The sequence below is a fragment of the Croceibacterium soli genome (assembly GCF_009828065.1).
GTDB lineage: Bacteria > Pseudomonadota > Alphaproteobacteria > Sphingomonadales > Sphingomonadaceae > Croceibacterium_B > Croceibacterium_B soli.
In genome coordinates this window covers 117,329-133,738 of the sequence record NZ_WTYK01000001.1, presented here as the reverse complement: position 1 = coordinate 133,738, position 16,410 = coordinate 117,329, and the positions used below count along the sequence as shown (strand labels likewise).

Annotated in this window: 17 protein-coding genes; 14 read left to right on the top strand and 3 right to left on the bottom strand. The window is 68.3% G+C overall.

The features are described from left to right. Positions 1-6: 6 nt before the first annotated feature. Positions 7-1,041 (top strand): glycosyltransferase family 4 protein, encoded by a 1,035-nt coding sequence (locus GRI75_RS00695; RefSeq protein ID WP_160745492.1) that lies wholly within the window; start codon positions 7-9, stop codon positions 1,039-1,041. A gap of 107 nt (positions 1,042-1,148) precedes the next feature. Next, complete coding sequence (locus GRI75_RS00690; RefSeq protein WP_160745019.1) at positions 1,149-1,868, top strand: DUF1013 domain-containing protein; 720 nt, start codon at positions 1,149-1,151, stop codon at positions 1,866-1,868. Between the two features lie 787 nt (positions 1,869-2,655). On the opposite strand, the gene GRI75_RS00685 is transcribed toward GRI75_RS00690, so the two are convergent. Further along, entirely contained in the window at positions 2,656-3,096 is a 441-nt protein-coding gene (locus GRI75_RS00685) for a bactofilin family protein (protein ID WP_160745018.1), read from the bottom strand. Further along, positions 3,038-4,207: a peptidoglycan DD-metalloendopeptidase family protein gene (locus tag GRI75_RS00680; protein ID WP_268891477.1), complete on the bottom strand. Its 1,170-nt coding sequence runs from the start codon at positions 4,205-4,207 to the stop codon at positions 3,038-3,040. Before GRI75_RS00680 ends, GRI75_RS00685 begins: the two co-directional genes overlap by 59 nt. 220 nt (positions 4,208-4,427) lie before the next feature. Here GRI75_RS00680 and GRI75_RS00675 point away from each other — a divergent pair, with 220 nt between their 5' ends. The 11 genes from GRI75_RS00675 (at position 4,428) to wecB (ending at position 13,929) form a co-directional block, all read left to right on the top strand. Beyond that, positions 4,428-5,720 (top strand): glutamate-5-semialdehyde dehydrogenase, encoded by a 1,293-nt coding sequence (locus GRI75_RS00675; protein WP_160745017.1) that lies wholly within the window; start codon positions 4,428-4,430, stop codon positions 5,718-5,720. Between the two features lie 47 nt (positions 5,721-5,767). After that, positions 5,768-6,823, top strand: a complete 1,056-nt coding sequence (locus GRI75_RS14395) for an aldo/keto reductase (protein ID WP_202389516.1) — start codon at positions 5,768-5,770, stop codon at positions 6,821-6,823. Continuing rightward, on the top strand, positions 6,820-7,497 hold the full coding sequence (locus tag GRI75_RS14390; protein ID WP_202389576.1) for a nicotinate-nucleotide adenylyltransferase: 678 nt from the start codon (positions 6,820-6,822) through the stop codon (positions 7,495-7,497). Before GRI75_RS14395 ends, GRI75_RS14390 begins: the two co-directional genes overlap by 4 nt. A 108-nt stretch (positions 7,498-7,605) precedes the next feature. After that, a complete protein-coding gene (rsfS, locus tag GRI75_RS00665) occupies positions 7,606-7,986 on the top strand; it encodes a ribosome silencing factor (protein WP_160745016.1) in 381 nt (126 codons plus the stop codon). A gap of 82 nt (positions 7,987-8,068) precedes the next feature. Continuing rightward, a complete protein-coding gene (locus GRI75_RS00660; protein WP_160745015.1) occupies positions 8,069-8,491 on the top strand; it encodes a 23S rRNA (pseudouridine(1915)-N(3))-methyltransferase RlmH in 423 nt (140 codons plus the stop codon). 5 nt (positions 8,492-8,496) lie between these two features. Next, the gene (locus tag GRI75_RS00655; protein ID WP_328597893.1) at positions 8,497-9,702 is read left to right on the top strand and encodes a murein hydrolase activator EnvC family protein; all 1,206 of its coding nucleotides are present in this window, start codon (positions 8,497-8,499) and stop codon (positions 9,700-9,702) included. A gap of 78 nt (positions 9,703-9,780) precedes the next feature. Then, on the top strand, positions 9,781-11,115 hold the full coding sequence (locus GRI75_RS00650) for a S41 family peptidase (RefSeq protein WP_160745014.1): 1,335 nt from the start codon (positions 9,781-9,783) through the stop codon (positions 11,113-11,115). Between the two features lie 25 nt (positions 11,116-11,140). Continuing rightward, entirely contained in the window at positions 11,141-11,605 is a 465-nt protein-coding gene (locus tag GRI75_RS00645; protein WP_160745013.1) for a disulfide bond formation protein B, read from the top strand. Continuing rightward, positions 11,602-12,120, top strand: a complete 519-nt coding sequence (locus tag GRI75_RS00640; RefSeq protein WP_160745012.1) for a demethoxyubiquinone hydroxylase family protein — start codon at positions 11,602-11,604, stop codon at positions 12,118-12,120. Before GRI75_RS00645 ends, GRI75_RS00640 begins: the two co-directional genes overlap by 4 nt. Before the next feature lie 91 nt (positions 12,121-12,211). Continuing rightward, the gene (locus GRI75_RS00635; protein WP_160745011.1) at positions 12,212-12,763 is read left to right on the top strand and encodes a hypothetical protein; all 552 of its coding nucleotides are present in this window, start codon (positions 12,212-12,214) and stop codon (positions 12,761-12,763) included. Between the two features lie 44 nt (positions 12,764-12,807). Further along, positions 12,808-13,929 (top strand): non-hydrolyzing UDP-N-acetylglucosamine 2-epimerase, encoded by a 1,122-nt coding sequence (wecB, locus tag GRI75_RS00630; protein WP_160745010.1) that lies wholly within the window; start codon positions 12,808-12,810, stop codon positions 13,927-13,929. A gap of 6 nt (positions 13,930-13,935) precedes the next feature. Here the strand turns inward: wecB and GRI75_RS00625 are convergent, their stop codons facing one another. Then, positions 13,936-14,940: an NAD-dependent epimerase/dehydratase family protein gene (locus GRI75_RS00625; protein ID WP_160745009.1), complete on the bottom strand. Its 1,005-nt coding sequence runs from the start codon at positions 14,938-14,940 to the stop codon at positions 13,936-13,938. A gap of 115 nt (positions 14,941-15,055) precedes the next feature. Here GRI75_RS00625 and wecC point away from each other — a divergent pair, with 115 nt between their 5' ends. Further along, positions 15,056-16,360: a UDP-N-acetyl-D-mannosamine dehydrogenase gene (gene wecC, locus GRI75_RS00620; RefSeq protein WP_160745008.1), complete on the top strand. Its 1,305-nt coding sequence runs from the start codon at positions 15,056-15,058 to the stop codon at positions 16,358-16,360. Positions 16,361-16,410 lie beyond the last annotated feature (50 nt).

The following is a 16,410-nucleotide window of genomic DNA, read 5'->3' as shown; positions in this document are numbered from 1 at the left end:
GCCGCGATGCGGATCGCGCTCGTCACCGACGCCTGGGTCCCGCAAGTCAACGGCGTGGTCCGCACGCTGACGGCGATCACCGGTGAACTCGCCCGCCGCGGCCATACGGTTGCGGTGATCTCGCCGGAGCAGTTTCGCAACGTCGCCTGCCCGACTTACCCGGAAATTCGCCTCGCGGTGGTACGCTCTCGCGCGGTCGGCACCCGGATCGAGGATTTCGCACCCGACGCGGTCCATATCGCCACCGAAGGTCCCCTCGGCCGCGCCGCGCGCAGCCATTGCCTGAAGGCCGGGCGGGTCTTCACGACCGCCTTCCACACCCAATTCCCGGACTACCTGGCGCGGCGCACCGGCCTGCCGGCGGCCGTGTTCTGGCCCTACTTCCGCCGCTTCCACCGCGAATCCGCTGGAGTCATGGTCGCGACAGAGACCGTTCGCGCCCAGCTGCGGGCGCAGGGCCTGGAGAACTTGCGCAACTGGTCCCGCGGTGTCGACCTGACCCGCTTCCGGCCGGACATCGCACCGCCGGGCCAGTTCTTCCAGCTGCCCCGGCCAATCCAGCTTTACGTCGGGCGCGTGGCGCCGGAGAAGAATGTCGAGGCGTTCCTGGCCAACCGCCACCCCGGCACAAAAGTGGTCGTGGGAGACGGTCCGGATCTCGCAAGCCTGCAGTCGCGCTTCCCCGAAGCACGGTTCCTCGGACGCCTGTCGGGAGAGGCGCTCGCCGCCTGCTATGCCGGGGCCGACGTTTTCGCCTTCCCCAGCCGCACCGACACCTTCGGGCTGGTCATGCTGGAAGCCCTGGCCTGCGGCACGCCGGTGGCCGCGTTCCCGGTGTCCGGTCCGCTCGACGTGCTGGACGGCAGCAGCGGGGCGATGGACGCCGATCTGGAGACCGCCATCGCGGCGGCCTTGCAGCTCGACCGTGGGGACTGCCTGGCGCGTGCGCGGGCATTCAGCTGGCAGGCCAGCACCGACCAGTTCCTGGCCGCGCTGGCTCCGTGCCGGGACTCGGCCCAAGCCCTTCCCAAAGCGGCCTGACTGCGGGAGGGCGAGTCTTCTTGCCGCGAGGGCGCCGATAGCTTACATGATCCGGCGAGCAGCCGTCCCGAGAGGGGCGGCTCATCTATTTTTGCCGGAGATAAAACGTGGCCCAGCCCACCCCCCTGATGCCGCACGCGACCGCCTCCTGGCTGGTCGACAACACCTCGCTCGGCTTCGAACAGATCGCCGAATTCTGCGGCCTGCACATCCTCGAGGTCCAGGCCATGGCCGACGATCTCGCCAGCTCCAAGTACACCGGGCGCGATCCGGTCCATTCGGGCGAGCTGACCCACGAGGAGATCGAGCGCGGACAGGCCGATCCGAGCTATCGCCTGAAGATGCAGCGCGCGCCGGTGGATGTCAGCCGCACCAAGGGCCCGCGCTACACCCCCGTGTCCAAGCGGCAGGACAAGCCGGACGGCATCGCCTGGATCATCCGCAACCATCCGGAGATTTCGGATGCGCAGATCGGCAAGCTGATCGGCACGACGCGCAACACGATTAACGCGATCCGCGAACGTTCGCACTGGAACATCCAGAACATCCAGCCGAAGGATCCGGTCACGCTCGGCCTCTGCTCGCAGCGTGAACTCGATGCCGCCGTGGCCAAGGCGGCCAAGCGCGTCACCGCAGTCGAAGGGGAGCCGGAAGTCGAAGTCGAAGCACCGACCGACCGCCGCGACGACCGCGAGAAGCTGATCGAGGAACTGCGGGCCGAGCGCGACGCGGCAAGCAAGGCCGCCGCCGAAGCTGCGCAGGAAGCCGAGGCCGCGGCCTGGCTCGAAGCCAAGCGCGCCGCCGAAGCGGGTGAAAAGAGCGCCTGACGCTTCCTGCATAAGTGCACGCAAAAGGGGCCGCTCTCGGGGAGGGAGCGGCCCCTTTCCGTTTGAGCGCCTCCGTCCCCGGTTCGCGGGCTTCTTCCCTCCCCCCGGATCTCGTCATGCTGAACTCGTTTCAGCATCCATTCCTCCGCCGGGGCCGGTGTGCCCGGACAGGCACGAGCGGTCGCCGCTCTCCCTATGAGCAAGCTCCGCCCCAGCGGCGAAATGGGCCCTGAAACGAGTTCAGGGTGACGAGGAGGGGGGGCTCAGGGTGAAGGAGGGTGGTATCTCAGAGTAGAGGAGGGACGGGTGCTCCTCCACACTCCCGTTCGTCCTGAGCTTGTCGGAAGCGAAGCTGGCCAAGGGCCAACGACGTTGGCGCGAGGTCCATGGTTCGACAAGGCTCACCACCGCGCCGGTCCTTCGAGACGCTCGGACTGCGTCCTCGCTCCTCAGGACGAACGGGGGTAAAGGTCTCGCGCAATTCCCGGTTGCGGGCTTCGTCCCTCCCCACCCAATCTCGTCATGCTGAACTCGTTTCAGCATCCATTCCTCCGCCGGGATCGGTGTTCCCGGACGGGTACGAGCGGTGGCGCCCTGCCCATGAGCAAGCTCCGCCCCAGCGGCGAAATGGGCCCTGAAACGAGTTCAGGGTGACGGGGATGGTGGACTCAGGGTGACGAGGAGGGTGGACTGAGAGCGAAGAGGGCGGGCGGGTGTCCCTCCACACTCCCGTTCGTCCTGAGGAGGGATCGAAGCCGCAGGCTGAGAGCCCGTCTCGAAGGACCGCTCAGCTAGCGAGGGTCAGCCGGGGCTCGTCTTCGGACTTCGGTTCTTCCGGGGACGCCGCAGAACCGCCGGCGTCGTGCGCGAACCGGCCGTCGACCGCCGCGCCCTGTTCGATCGTGAGGGCGTCGTAATGCACGTCTCCCTCGATCCTGGCGCTCTTCAGGATCACCAGCGAGCGCACGGTGATCGTGCCCTTCACCGCGCCGGCGAGGCGGGCGGTTTCGGCCACGATCGCGCCTTCGATGCGGCTGCTCTCGCCCTGCACCAGCGAGGCGCAGGCAATATCGCCCACGACCGTGCCGTCGACGTGGAGATCGGCGGCGGCGGAGATGTCGCCCGTGATCGTCACGTCCGTGCCGATCACCGAGAAGGTCGAGCCGTTGTTAGCCACGATCCGCGGCGTCCCGCTGGCCGGGCGCTGCTCGGGCTTCTTCGAGAACATGGGGAGCGGCCTCCAGGAATGGGCGCGGATTGACCGCGCGGTTGTTGATGCGCACTTCGAAGTGGAGGTGCGGCCCGGTCGAGCGGCCGGTGCTGCCGATCGCGCCGATGACGTCGCCGGCTTCGACCTTCTGCCCTGGCCGGGCTTTGAACTTCGACATATGCGCATAGCGGGTCGTCAGGCCGTTGCCATGGCTGATTTCGACCAGATTGCCGTAACCGGCCCGGCTGCCGACGAAGATCACCTTGCCGGCCGCAGCCGCATGGATCGGCGCGCCGGTCGGGCCGCGGAAGTCGAGACCGCTGTGCATCGCGGCCGAACCGTCGAACGGATCGTGGCGTACACCGAACCCGGAGGAGATCATCATTCGGTCGACCGGCATGACTTGCGGGATGCCTTCCAGGCCGCGCTCGAGCGCGTTCATCCGCGCGAGACTGCGGCCGAGCCGTCCGAAGCGCGGATCGACCGACCCGTCGCGGCTCGTGGAAAGCTTCTCCAGAGGACCACCTTGGCCGCGGGTGGCCGAGGCGAGGATCCCGCGCGGATCGAGGCCGAGCTGGCGCATCGCCGCTTCGGCACGGTCGGCCCGCCGGTCGGCGAACCGCGTGAGGCTTTCGACGAAGGCGAGCTGGCGCGCCTCCAGGCGGGCGAGCGCCGACGCCTCGGGGATCGCGGCGCTGACTTGGGCCGCCGTCTTGTCCGCGCCGCCGCTTTCGCCGGGCTTGTCCGCCACTGCCTCTTCCGACAGCACGTCGTCGGGCAGCATCGGCAGTACGCTCTCGATGAACTCCTGCCGGCGGACGAGATCGTCGGCCACCTGGTCGAGATCGTCGCGATAGGCGGCGACGCGGCTTTCGGCGCTGGCGACTTTGGCAGCGCGTTCGAGCAGCGCGGCGCTTTCCGCCTGGGTCTTGTACTGCAGGATGCTCATCGCCGCGATCGAGCCGCCCCAGGCGACCAGAATCGCCAGGGCGCCGCCGACGGCGAGCATCTGCATCTTCGAGGTGAGAGTTACGAAGCGGATTTGCCCGTGCGATCGCATGAAGAACTCGCGATCGGGAAACCAGCTCCGCAGGCGGTCACGCAGACCGCCGGCGCTTGGATTGTTCAATTGGACCCCACGTCCCGTTTTTTTGATCGCCGGCTCCCTACCAACTGACTCGGAAATAACAAAATTTAGTGGGGGCCCTGGTGGCCCAGTCGGGCCGGAATCGGGATGAACCGTTTCAAAGCGGGATGAATCGCGGGAACCACCCGCGTTGGCAGCGAATCGGTTGCCCGCCGCAGACGCGGACTGACACGCGCTGCTGGCGGTGCTAAGGGCGCTTCCCATGTCGACACAGCCTCAGCCCCCTATCGATCGCGAAACCCTGGCCGATTGCGAAACCCTGGTTGCCGATCTGGCACGCGCCGGCCGCGCCGCCCAGCGCGTGCTGGCGCGGATGGACGATGCCGCGAAGGCGCAGGCCCTGCGTTCGGCGGCCGCCGCCTTGCGCCGCAACGCTCCGGCCGTGCTGGCGGCGAATGCCCAGGACATCGCCGCAGGGGAAGCGCGCGGGCTTCCCCCGGCAATGCTCGACCGGCTCCGGCTCGACGATGGCCGGCTCGAAGGCATGGCCGCGGCGGTCGAAGCCGTTGCGGCGCTGCCCGATCCTGTGGGCGAGGTCATCTCGCGCAGCACAGTCCCGAGCGGGCTCGATCTTGCGCGCGTGCGGATTCCGATCGGGCTGATCGGGATCATCTACGAGAGCCGGCCCAATGTGACGGCGGATGCCGCGGCGCTGTGCGTTCGCGCGGGCAACGCCGTCCTGCTGCGCGGCGGCAGCGAGGCGGTCCGTTCCAATCGCGCGATCAATGCCGCGCTGACGGAAGGCCTGGCCGCCGCGGGCGTTCCGGCAGAAGCGGTCCAACTCATGCCGACGCAGGACCGCGAAGCCGTCGGCGCGATGCTTCGCGCGGCCGGCCTGATCGACATGATCGTGCCGCGCGGCGGGAAGGGTCTGGTGGAGCGGGTGCAGAACGATGCCCGCGTGCCCGTGCTCGCCCACCTCGACGGCATTTGCCACACTTACGTCCATTCCGCGGCGGAGCCGGAGATGGCCCGCAGCGTGGCGCTGAACGCCAAGATGCGCCGCACCGGCATCTGCGGGGCGATGGAGACGCTGCTCTTGGATGCCAACTTCCCGGCGCCGCACGCCATCGTCGACGCGCTGCTCGACGCCGGGTGCGAGTTGCGCGGGGACTTGCGCGCGCAGGCGATCGACCCGCGGATCGCACCGGCGAGCGCCAACGACTGGGATACCGAGTACCTCGACGCGGTGCTTTCGGTGGCGGTGGTCGACGGGCTCGATGCTGCGCTGGACCACATCGCGCGCCATTCCTCCGGCCACACCGATGCGATCCTCACCGCCGACGCGGCTGCTGCGGAACGCTTCCTGGCCGAAGTGGACAGCGCGATCGTGATGGTCAACGCCAGCACCCAGTTCGCGGATGGCGGTGAATTCGGACTCGGCGCGGAGATCGGCATCGCTACCGGGCGGCTTCATGCCCGCGGGCCGGTCGCGCTGGAAGGGCTGACGACATACAAGTGGCAGGTGCGCGGCACTGGGCAGGGGCGGCCCTGAACGCTTCGCCTGCCCGGCAGGACCCCGGCGACATCAAAGGAGCTTCCATGCGCTACAACCGCTTCGGCAACACCGGCCTCGTCGTATCCGAGCTCTGCCTCGGGGCGATGACTTTCGGGACCAAGCCCGGCGGGCGCTTCGGGCAGATCCACGGCCTCGACCAGAATGCTTCGACCGCGCTGGTGAAGCAGGCGGTCGACGCCGGCATCAACTTCATCGACACGGCGAACGTCTACACCACCGGGCAGAGCGAGGAGTTCGTCGGCGGGGCGCTGAAGGCGCTCGGGATCCGGCGCTCCGATATCGTCGTGGCGACCAAGGCGATGGGTGCCATGGGCGAAGGGCCGAACGATTCCGGCACCAGCCGCAAGCACCTGCTCGACCAGATGGACGCCAGCCTGGAGCGGCTGCAGCTCGACCATGTCGATCTCTACCAGATCCACGGCTGGGATCCCGTGACCCCGATGGAGGAGGCGCTCCGCGCGCTCGACGACATCGTCCGATCCGGCCGCGCGCGCTACGTCGGCGTGTCCAACTGGGCGGCATGGCAGATCGTCAAGGCGCTCGGCATCGCCGACCGCCGGGGCTGGGCGCCGTTCGTTTCGCTGCAGGCCTACTACACGGTCGCCGGACGCGATCTCGAACGCGAGCTTGCACCGATGCTGCTCAGCGAAGGGCTGGGGCTGATGGTCTGGTCGCCGCTCGCCGGCGGCTTGCTCAGCGGAAAGTACGATCTTTCCGCCGACAGTCCCGAAGGCGAGGGCCGACGTGCCAACTTTCACTTCCCACCTGTCGACATCGAAAGGGCCAGGCCGCTGGTCGATTCCATGCGCGGAATGGCGGAGCGGCGCGGCGTCTCGGTGGCGCAGATCGCGCTTTCCTGGCTGCTCCACCAGCAGGTGGTCTCGACCGTGATCGTCGGCGCCAAGCGCGCCGACCAGCTCGCCGACAACATCGCCGCCTGCGAGGTCGAGCTCGAAGCGGCGGAGATGGCCGAGCTCGACCGGCTGAGCGCCCTGCCGGGCGAATACCCCGGGTGGATGTTCGCGGCGCAGGGCGCCTACAGCGCCGGCAAGATATCCGAGCGTCGCCGGCCCAAGTGATTCGCCGCGGACAGTCCAGGGTTTCGCCGACCGGGCTCCTCGGCGGCAGCTTCAATCCCGCGCACGGCGCTCACCGAAAGATCACCCTCGCCGCGATCGAGGACCTGAACCTCGGCGAGGCCTGGTGGCTGGTATCACCCGGCAATCCGCTCAAGCCCAAGGCCGGTATGGCCCCGCTCGCGGCGCGCGTCCGGTCCGCGCGTGCAATGGCCCGCCGCGCGCCGATCCGCGTCACTGCGATCGAGCGCGAGCTGCGCACCCGCTACACGGTCGACACCTTGCGGGCGCTCAAGCGGCGCTTCCCGAAGCGTCGGTTCGTGTGGCTGATGGGGGCCGACAATCTCGCCCAGTTGCATCGCTGGAAGGACTGGCGGGGAATCGCCCGGGAGATGCCGATTGCGGTTATCGCCCGTCCGGGCTATGATCGCATTGCCCTCGCGAGCCCCGCGATGGCCTGGCTGCGGCGCTTCCGGTTGCTCGCGGCTTGCTTGAAAAACCGGGAAGAGTGGAGCGCCCCGGCGCTGATTGAATTGCGTTTCGATCCCGATCCGCGCTCGGCGACAGCGATGCGCCATGCGGATCCAGACTGGACCCGGCGCTTTGCCGGTCCGCCGCCCCGCGACGCGGTGACGCATTCGCTCATCCCCGACGACGCCGGTCCGGAAGCCGCATGAGGCCCGCCGAACCTGCGACCGCCATCCTTCCTACCAGGAGCTTAATCTGCTGCGATGATACCAGCGCAGACTGCGCCGGCAGACGCCGGCCATTCGAAGTCCGCCCAAATGGGTGAAACACCTCTTTCAACGCAGGCCGAGCCCGGCTCGCTCCATGCGCTGATCCTGGAAAGCCTGGAGGACGACCAGGCCCAGGAAATCGTCTCGATCCCCCTCGGTGGGAAATCGAGCATTGCCGATCACATGATCGTCGCATCCGGCCGCTCGACGCGGCAGGTCGCGGCGATGGCCGGCAAGCTGGCCGAGCGGCTCAAGCGCGGCGGCCACGGTGCTCCGCGCATCGAAGGGCTGCCGGCGGCCGACTGGGTGCTGATCGACGCCGGCGACGTGGTGGTTCACCTGTTCCGCCCGGAAGTCCGCAGCTTCTACAACCTCGAGAGGATGTGGGGCTTCGGCGAAGAAGGCGCGGCCGCGGCCGGCAGCGCCTGAACCGATGCGTGTCCCTGCGAAGGCAGGGACCGCAGCCGGTCTCCCGCCTTCGCGCGGCCTGGCAATGCTGTATAGCTGACCCATGCTCCTGCACGTGATCGCCCGCGGCAAGATCGGCCGTTCGCCGGAGGCCGAGCTCGTCGAACGCTACGCCAAGCGGATCGCCTGGCCCGTGAGGCTCACCGAATTGCCCGAAGTCGGTGGCCGCATCCCTGAACCGCAGACCCCTTTCCGCACCGTGCTGCTCGACGAGCGCGGCAAGCAGCTGGGCTCGGAGGCGTTCGCGCGGCAGATCGAAGCCTGGCGCGACGGCGGCATCCGCGAGACTCGCTTCGTGATCGGCGCCGCGGACGGCCACGGCGATGCCATGCGCGGCGAAGCGGACCTGCTGCTGGCGTTCGGCGCGGCGACTTGGCCGCATCTCCTGGCCCGCGCAATGCTGATGGAGCAGCTGTTCCGCGCGACCAGCATCCTTGCCGGCCATCCCTACCACCGGGCAGGATAGCGAGGGTGAAGCGCCTCTTCCTCCTGCTGCCTGCCTTGGCCCTCGTCAGCGCGAGCGCCGGCGCCGTGCGCGCGCCGCTCTACGACGATCCGGCCGCCACCCGCGAGGCGCTCCGCCGCGCGCTCGTCGAACGGCGCCAGGCCGAGCGGCGCAGCGTTCAGCTGGAAGCGGCGGCGGCGCAGGCCGTCGAAGCCGCCGAGAAGACCGCCCGCGAAGCCGCCGCGCTCGCCGCGCGGATCCAGCAAGCCGAAGCCGGTATTTCCGCCGCCGAAGCGCGCATCGCGCTGGTCGACCGGGAGCGGGCGAGTCTGCGCGAGGAGCTCGGCAGCCAGCAGGCGCCCGTGGTCCGGCTGACAGGGGCGCTGCAGCAGTTCTCGCGCCGGCCGGTCGCGCTGGCCGTGCTGCGGCCGGGCTCGATCAAGGAGATCGTCTACACCCGCGCCGTGCTGGCGAGTGCCGTACCGGAAGTGCGCCGGCGCACCGCGCACCTGCGAGCCCGGCTTGCCCGCAGCCGGCAGCTGCGCCGCGAAGCGGAAGCCGCAGCCGGCGTGCTCCGCGCCGAGGAAGACCGTCTTGCCGCCCGCCGGGCCGAACTGGCGCAGCTGGAGACCCGGCAGCGGCTCGCCTCGCGCGATGCTAGCGGCAGCGCCGCGCGAGAGGCCGAACGGGCGCTGGCCTTGGCGGAGGAGGCGCGCGACCTCGACGCGCTACTCGACGAACTGGACGACGCAGGCGCACTGCGCCGCCGCCTGGCCGCCCTCCCGGGGCCTGTGCTCCGCCCGGCCAGGCCGGAGGAAGCGCGCCTCGCCGCTTCGGCGCCGGAGGAGCCCGCTGGCGCGGCCGCGCGGCCGCCTTCGCCATACCTGCTCCCGGTCACCGGCCGCACCGTCCGCGGCTTCGGCGCCGCTTACTCCGGCGGGACGAGCGCGGGCATCGTGTTCGCCCCGCGCGGCGGAGCGCAAGTCGTCGCCCCCGCGGAGGGTCGGGTCGCATTCGCCGGGCCTTACCGCGGGTACGGCAGCATCGTGATCATCGAGCACGAGAACGGCTGGACCAGCCTGGTCACAGGTCTCGCGAACCTCGACGTCCGCGTGGGCGAGGCGCTCGTCGGCGGCGCGCCGCTGGGCAGCGCCGCTCAAAGACGGCCGGTCATTTCCCTGGAGCTGCGGCGGGGCGGAGAGCCGGTGAACCCGCTGGCATACGTCGGCTAAGCGGGCCCCTGAAGCCTCATCTGGCGTTAACGCAGCGCGCGCGATAGAATGGGCGCAACCCTCCCGAGGATTTGTTCGATGAAATTTGCCCCTCACCTGCGCGCCGCCGCCCTTCTCAGCGCGGTTGCCCTGCTGCCGGCCACCACCGCCGGCCTGGCCCAGGTCGAAAGCCGCGTCTCGCCGGAGTTCAGCAAGCTGTTCGCCACCTACCAGCGGATCAAGACCAGCTATGTCGAGGAAGTCAGCGACGAGGTGCTGATCCGCGGCGCGATCGATGGCATGCTCGCCGCGCTCGATCCGCATTCCGCTTATCTCGAAGGCGCCAGCTTCCAGCGGCTGACCACGATGATCGACGGCAAGTACCAGGGCCTCGGCATATCGGTGCAGATGGACGAGAGCACCGTGAAGGTCGTCTCCCCGTTCAAGGGCAGCCCGGCGGAGAAAGCAGGGATCAAGGCGGGCGACTTCATCACCCATATCGACGGCAAGCTGATCTACGGCCTGGAGCTGGACGAAGCGGTCGAGCAGATGCGCGGCGAAGCCGGCACAAGTGTCCGCCTGTCGATCATCCGCCCCGGGCGCGAGGAGCCGTTCGACGTGACCGTTACCCGCGGGGTGATCGAGCTCGAGCCGGTGACCCACGAGCTGAAGGACGGCAACATCGGCTACATCAGCGTCAACGAATTCAGCCGCGACGTCGGCAACGACGTCAACGCCTCGCTCAAGGCTTTGCGCACCGAAGCGGGCGGGCGGCTCGGCGGGCTGATCCTCGACTTGCGGCGGAACCCCGGCGGTTCGCTGGACGAGGCGGTGGCGCTGTCAGACTTGTTCCTGAGCAAGGGCCAGATCGTCTCCCAGCGCGGCCGCAGCCGGCGCGACACGATCTACTACGATGCCGAAAGCGTGTTCCGCGGCGACGTGGCCGAAGGCACTCCGATGATCGTGCTGATCGACGCCGGTTCGGCGTCCGCCAGCGAGATTGTCGCCGGCGCGTTGCAGGACCAGCGGCGCGCCGTCGTCATGGGCGAGCGCAGCTTCGGCAAGGGCAGCGTCCAGTCGCTGCTGCCGCTGACCCGCGAGAGCGCCCTCAAGCTCACCACGGCCCGCTACTACACCCCCTCCGGCCGCGCGGTGCAGGAAGGCGGGATCGAACCCGACATCCGCGTGCCTCAGCTGTCGGACCCCGACGCCGCCCTGCGCGCCAAGTACACTTATCGCGAGAGCGACCTGCGGCGCCACCTGGTCAACGAGGTCGACCTGGAGGACGAGGCGCTGGAAGTCGATACCAAGGAGGATCCGCGCTTCACCGCCACCGCGGAGGAACTCGAGAAACAGGGGATCGAGGATTTCCAGCTCCACTATGCGGTCCAGACGCTGCGCCGCACTGGCAGCGTGCTGACGGCCAAGCGTTGAAGAGCCGGATGAGGAGCGTTCCCGCGTGACGCCGGCAGAGAAGCTCGCCCAGCGCCTGGCGTTCGGCGTTCCCGCGGTCCTGCTCGCCGGGGCCTACGTATCGGAATACGGCTTCGACCTGTTTCCGTGCGAGATGTGCTGGTGGCAGCGCTATCCGCATTTTGCGGCGGTCGCTCTGGCATTGCTCTCCACCGTGGCGGCGCCCAAGCGGCTGTGGATCGCCCTGGCCGGCGTCGCGATCCTGATCTCGGGACTGATCGGCGGCTTCCACGCGGGCGTCGAATACGGCTGGTGGGAAGGGATCACCACTTGCGGCAGCGTCGCCCTGGGTGAGGGTGACCCGCTGGAGGCGATCATGAATGCACCGATCGTGCGCTGCGATCAGGTGCAGTGGAGCCTGGCCGGCGTGTCGCTGGCGGGGTGGAACTTCCTGATCTCGAGCATTTCCGCTATCACCATCTTCGTGCTTCTGGGAAAACGGCCGGCATGATCAGGGACCGCTCGACGATGATCCGCGTTGACCACGCCGGCGAATACGGCGCGACCCGCATCTACGCCGGGCAACTGGCGGTCATGGGCGATCGCGGCCCGCATTCGGCGGAGATCCGCGCGATGGCGGAGGAGGAGGCCGGGCACCTGGCCAAGTTCAACGCGCTCCTGGCGCGCCGCGGCACAAGGCCGACTGCGCTGCAGCCGATCTGGTCCGCGGCCGGTTATGCGCTCGGCGCCGCCACCGCGCTGATCGGCCCGGAAGCGGCGATGGCCTGCACGGCCGCGGTCGAGGAAGAGATCGACCGGCACTACAGCCGGCAGCTGGACGAGCTGGAGCGCGACGGTGACGATCCCGAGCTCGCCGCCATGATCGTCGAGTTCCGCGAGGACGAGCGCGCCCACCGCGATGCGGCGCTCGCCGCCGGTGCCGAGAACGCGCCGGCCTTTCCGCTGCTCTCGGCGGCGATCCGCTTCGGCTGCCGTGCGGCCATCCGCCTCTCGGAGAAGATCTGACGCGGAACCGGGCGGCCCGGCCGTGCGCTTCATAATGGGTTCACCGGGCGGGGCCTCAAATCGGCCTTGCCCGCACCGAAGGATAGACACGATGAAACGCCTGCTCGCCCTTCCGCTCGTCGCTCTCGGCCTGGCGTTGACCTCCTCGCCAGCTGCGGCGCAAGGCGCCGGCGAGGAGCGGGTCAACACGCTGATCATCTACGGCGACGACGAATGCCCGGTTTCCACCGGTGAGGAGATCACCGTCTGCGCGCGTCTCGACGAAGGCGAACGCTACCGCATCCCCGAATCCCTGCGTCAGAGCGAGGATCCGGCGAACGAATCTTGGGCCAGTCGCGTGAAGTCGTTCGAGGCCGTGGGCAATTTCGGTCCTCTCTCCTGCACACCGGTCGGCGCCGGCGGGGAACTGGGCTGCACCGCCCAGATGATCGAAGCCGCCTATGCCGAAAGGGCCGGCTCCAGCAACGTCCGCTTCGCCGAGCTGATCGCACAGGCCCGCGCCGAGCGCCTGTCCACGATCGACGAAGAAGCCGCGGCGACGCAGGCCCGCGTCGAGGAGCTCGAGCGCCAATACATGGAGCGCGTGCGCCGCGAAGAAGCCGGCGAGACCGCGCCGGCCCCCGCCGCAACTCAGGGGCAGTGACCGCGTAAGCGCGCGATTAACGAAGTCGGGGTAGGGCTCTGCGGATGAGCGAACCCCGGCGTATTCTCACCGTCTTCGGCACACGGCCCGAAGCGATCAAGCTGTTCCCGTTGCTTCATGCCCTGCAGGGCGACGCGCGGTTCGTCAGCCGGGTGTGCGTCAGCGCGCAGCACCGCGGGATGCTCGATCAGGTCCTCGCGATATCGGGCATCGTCCCGCATCATGATCTCGACCTGATGCAGCCGGACCAGACGCTCGACGGACTCACGGCGAACCTGCTCACCGGCCTCGGCCGCGTGATGGACGAGGAAACGCCGGACTGGGTGGTCGTCCAAGGCGATACGGCCACCGCGATGGCGGGCGCGCTAGCCGCTTATTACCGCAAGATCCCCGTCGCTCATGTCGAGGCAGGTCTACGTAGCGGCAACATCCACCATCCCTGGCCGGAAGAGGTCAACCGCAAGATCATCGGCACGATCGCCGCCCTCCATTGCGCGCCGACCGAGACGGCGGCGGCCGCCCTGCGGCGCGAGAATGTCGATCCGACTGCGGTCCACGTCACCGGCAACACCGTGATCGACGCGCTGCACTGGATCACCGCTCGCATCGCCGAGGAGCGGGAACTTGCAGCCGGCTTGGCGGAACTTGAGCAACGCTTCGCAGGTAAGCGCATTGTCGGCGTCACCAGCCATCGGCGGGAGAATTTCGGCGAGGGTATGCAGTCCATCGCTGCCGCCATTCGCCGCCTGGCCGCGCGCGATGACGTGGCGATCGTCTTTCCCGTTCACCTCAATCCGAACGTCCGGCAGGTGATGGACGCCGAGCTAGCTGGGCTTGATAACGTCGCGCTGATCGAGCCGCTCGACTACCCGCATTTCGCGCGCCTGCTCGATATCTGCACGCTGATGCTGACGGACAGCGGCGGCGTGCAGGAGGAAGCGCCCGCACTCGGCAAGCCGGTCCTCGTCATGCGCGAGACCACCGAGCGGCCCGAGGGCGTGGAGGCCGGCACGGCGAAGCTCGTCGGCACCGATGCGGACCGCATCGTCGCCGAGGCGGAGCGGCTGCTTGACGACGAAGCCGCCTACGCCGCGATGGCCCGCGCGCACAATCCTTTCGGCGACGGCAAGACCGCCGCGCGCATAATGGAACTGCTCGCCGGCTAAGCGAGATCAGGAAAGCCCGTGGTGGGTCTTGAACCAGTCCACGAAGCGCGGGAAGCCCTGCTCCACCGGAGTGGTCGGCGCGTACCCGAGGTCCTTCTGGATCGCGTCGATGTCCGCGTAGGTGCGCGGCACGTCACCCGCCTGCATCGGCTGCATGTCGATCAAGGCTTTGCGTCCGCAGGCCTCCTCGATGATGCCGATCACCTTCATTAGCGGCTCGGGGCGGTTGTTGCCGATGTTGTAGATCGCATGGGGCGCCACGCTGCCGCCCGGTTTCGCGGTGCCGTCATCTGCGGGCGGGTGGTCGAGGCTGGCGACGACTCCGTCGACGATGTCGTCGATGTACGTGAAATCGCGGCTCATCTCGCCGTTGTTGAACACAGGGATGGGCTCGCCGCGCAGGATCTTGCCGGTGAATATCCACGGCATCATGTCGGGCCGTCCCCACGGTCCATAGACCGTGAAGAACCGCAAGCCTGTGAGCGGAAGGCGGTAGAGGTGCGCGTAAGTCTCGCTCATCAGCTCGTCGGCCTTCTTGGTGGCGGCGTAGAGCGAGTAAGGATGATCCACCCGGTCATCGACCGAGAACGGCACTTTCGCATTCCCGCCGTAGACCGAACTGGAGCTGGCATAGACCATGTGCCGCGGTTCGTGGCGCCGGGCGAACTCCAGCATGTTGAGGTGGCCGACCAGGTTCGCCTGCGCGTAGGCATGCGGGTTCTCGATCGAGTAACGGACGCCCGGCTGTGCGCCGAGGTGGACGATACCATCGAACGCGCGGCCACGGAGGGCGCTCTCGAGCTCGTCCATACGGCTGAAGTCTGCCTCGCGGAACGCGAACCGCTCTGCACCGGGCGCCGCGCAGACCCGTGCAATCCGCGCCTCCTTCAAGGCGACAGGATAGTAGTCGTTGCAGTTGTCGATCCCAACGACCGAATCCCCACGCGCGAGCAGCCGTTCGGCCACGGCGGACCCGATGAAGCCTGCGGCGCCGGTCACCAGAATATGCATGTCGTTCCCCAGCGATGCGGTGCGCTGCCGCGCGTTTGCCCTGACAGCGTTACCAATATCTTCACTTCCCGGCACTTAGGCACGCGATCAACGGCAATCTATCGGAAAGACGTTCATGCGCGGCGAGAACCTGCCCTCTGTATCGGTCATCGGCCTCGGCTATATCGGGTTGCCCACGGCTGCCGTCATCGCCCGCACGGGGATGCGCGTGCTCGGGGTCGACGTCAGCGAGACGGTCGTGCAGACCATCAACCGCGGCGAAATCCACATCGAGGAAGTGGATCTCGACGGGCTGGTGCACGGCGTGGTCCAGCGGGGCCTGCTGCGGGCGGGGACCAAGATCGAGCCGGCCGATGTCTTCGTCATCGCGGTGCCGACGCCCTTTCACAAGGACGGGCGGCATACGCCCGATATCTCGTACGTGCTCGCCGCTGCCAGGAGCCTCGCGGAAGTGCTCAAGCCCGGCGACACGGTGATCCTGGAGTCGACCTCGCCGGTCGGTACGACCGAGCAGGTGCGCGATGCGATAGCCGCTGTACGCTCCGATCTGGCGCTCCCCGGCCGCTGCGACGGCACGCCGGACGTCGCTATCGCCTATTGCCCCGAGCGCGTCTTGCCGGGCCGCATCCTTGAGGAGCTGATCAACAACGACCGCTCGATCGGCGGCATCACCCCGCGTTGCGCGCGCAAGGCGCTATCGTTCTACAAGCGCTTCGTACGCGCCGAGTGCGTCACCACCGACGCGCGCTCGGCCGAGATGACCAAGCTGGTCGAGAACGCCTACCGCGACGTCAACATCGCCTTCGCCAACGAGCTCTCGATCGTCGCCGACAAAATGGGACTCGACGTGTGGGAGGTGATCCGCCTCGCCAACCGGCACCCGCGCGTGAACATCCTCTCGCCCGGCCCGGGCGTGGGCGGGCACTGCATCGCGGTCGATCCCTGGTTCATCGTCAACGGGGCACCGGACGAAACCCCGCTGATCCGCACCGCGCGCGGCGTCAACGACAGCAAGATCCACCACGTCATCGCCCGCGCAACGAAGCTCGTGGAAGCCCATCCGCAGGCAAAAGTCGCCTGCCTGGGCCTGGCCTTCAAGGCGAACATCGACGATTTCCGCGAAAGCCCGGCCCGTCTCGTGGCCGCTACGCTCGCTCGCAAGTTTGGCGAGCGCATCCACATCGTTGAGCCTTTCGCAGCCAAACTGCCGCGCGAGTTCGAAGGAACAGGAGCTCGGCAGATCGACGTAGATACGGCGATCGAGGATTGCAGGATCATGATCGTCCTGGTGGACCACGATGTCTTCAAGTCGGTTCCGCTCGCCGAGCGCGCCGCCAAGGTTGTCTACGACACTCGCGGGATCTGGCCGGATCAGCCGGTTGCCCCGGCGGACGTGCAGCCGCTGCGCATGGCCGGATAGATCGCGCCTGAGGAGCGGCGACGAATCTATCGAAAGGCCTGGATCTTGCC

Bases quoted from the DNA above. Each gene is read 5' to 3' on its own strand.
- GRI75_RS00695 (WP_160745492.1), top strand. From the start codon at position 7: ATGCGGATCGCGCTCGTCACCGACGCCTGGGTCCCGCAAGTCAACGGC.
- GRI75_RS00685 (WP_160745018.1), bottom strand. From the start codon at position 3,096: ATGTTCTCGAAGAAGCCCGAGCAGCGCCCGGCCAGCGGGACGCCGCGG.
- GRI75_RS00675 (WP_160745017.1), top strand. From the start codon at position 4,428: ATGTCGACACAGCCTCAGCCCCCTATCGATCGCGAAACCCTGGCCGAT.
- GRI75_RS14395 (WP_202389516.1), top strand. From the start codon at position 5,768: ATGCGCTACAACCGCTTCGGCAACACCGGCCTCGTCGTATCCGAGCTC.
- rsfS (WP_160745016.1), top strand. From the start codon at position 7,606: ATGGGTGAAACACCTCTTTCAACGCAGGCCGAGCCCGGCTCGCTCCAT.
- GRI75_RS00660 (WP_160745015.1), top strand. From the start codon at position 8,069: ATGCTCCTGCACGTGATCGCCCGCGGCAAGATCGGCCGTTCGCCGGAG.
- GRI75_RS00650 (WP_160745014.1), top strand. From the start codon at position 9,781: ATGAAATTTGCCCCTCACCTGCGCGCCGCCGCCCTTCTCAGCGCGGTT.
- GRI75_RS00640 (WP_160745012.1), top strand. From the start codon at position 11,602: ATGATCAGGGACCGCTCGACGATGATCCGCGTTGACCACGCCGGCGAA.
- GRI75_RS00635 (WP_160745011.1), top strand. From the start codon at position 12,212: ATGAAACGCCTGCTCGCCCTTCCGCTCGTCGCTCTCGGCCTGGCGTTG.
- wecB (WP_160745010.1), top strand. From the start codon at position 12,808: ATGAGCGAACCCCGGCGTATTCTCACCGTCTTCGGCACACGGCCCGAA.
- GRI75_RS00625 (WP_160745009.1), bottom strand. From the start codon at position 14,940: ATGCATATTCTGGTGACCGGCGCCGCAGGCTTCATCGGGTCCGCCGTG.
- wecC (WP_160745008.1), top strand. From the start codon at position 15,056: ATGCGCGGCGAGAACCTGCCCTCTGTATCGGTCATCGGCCTCGGCTAT.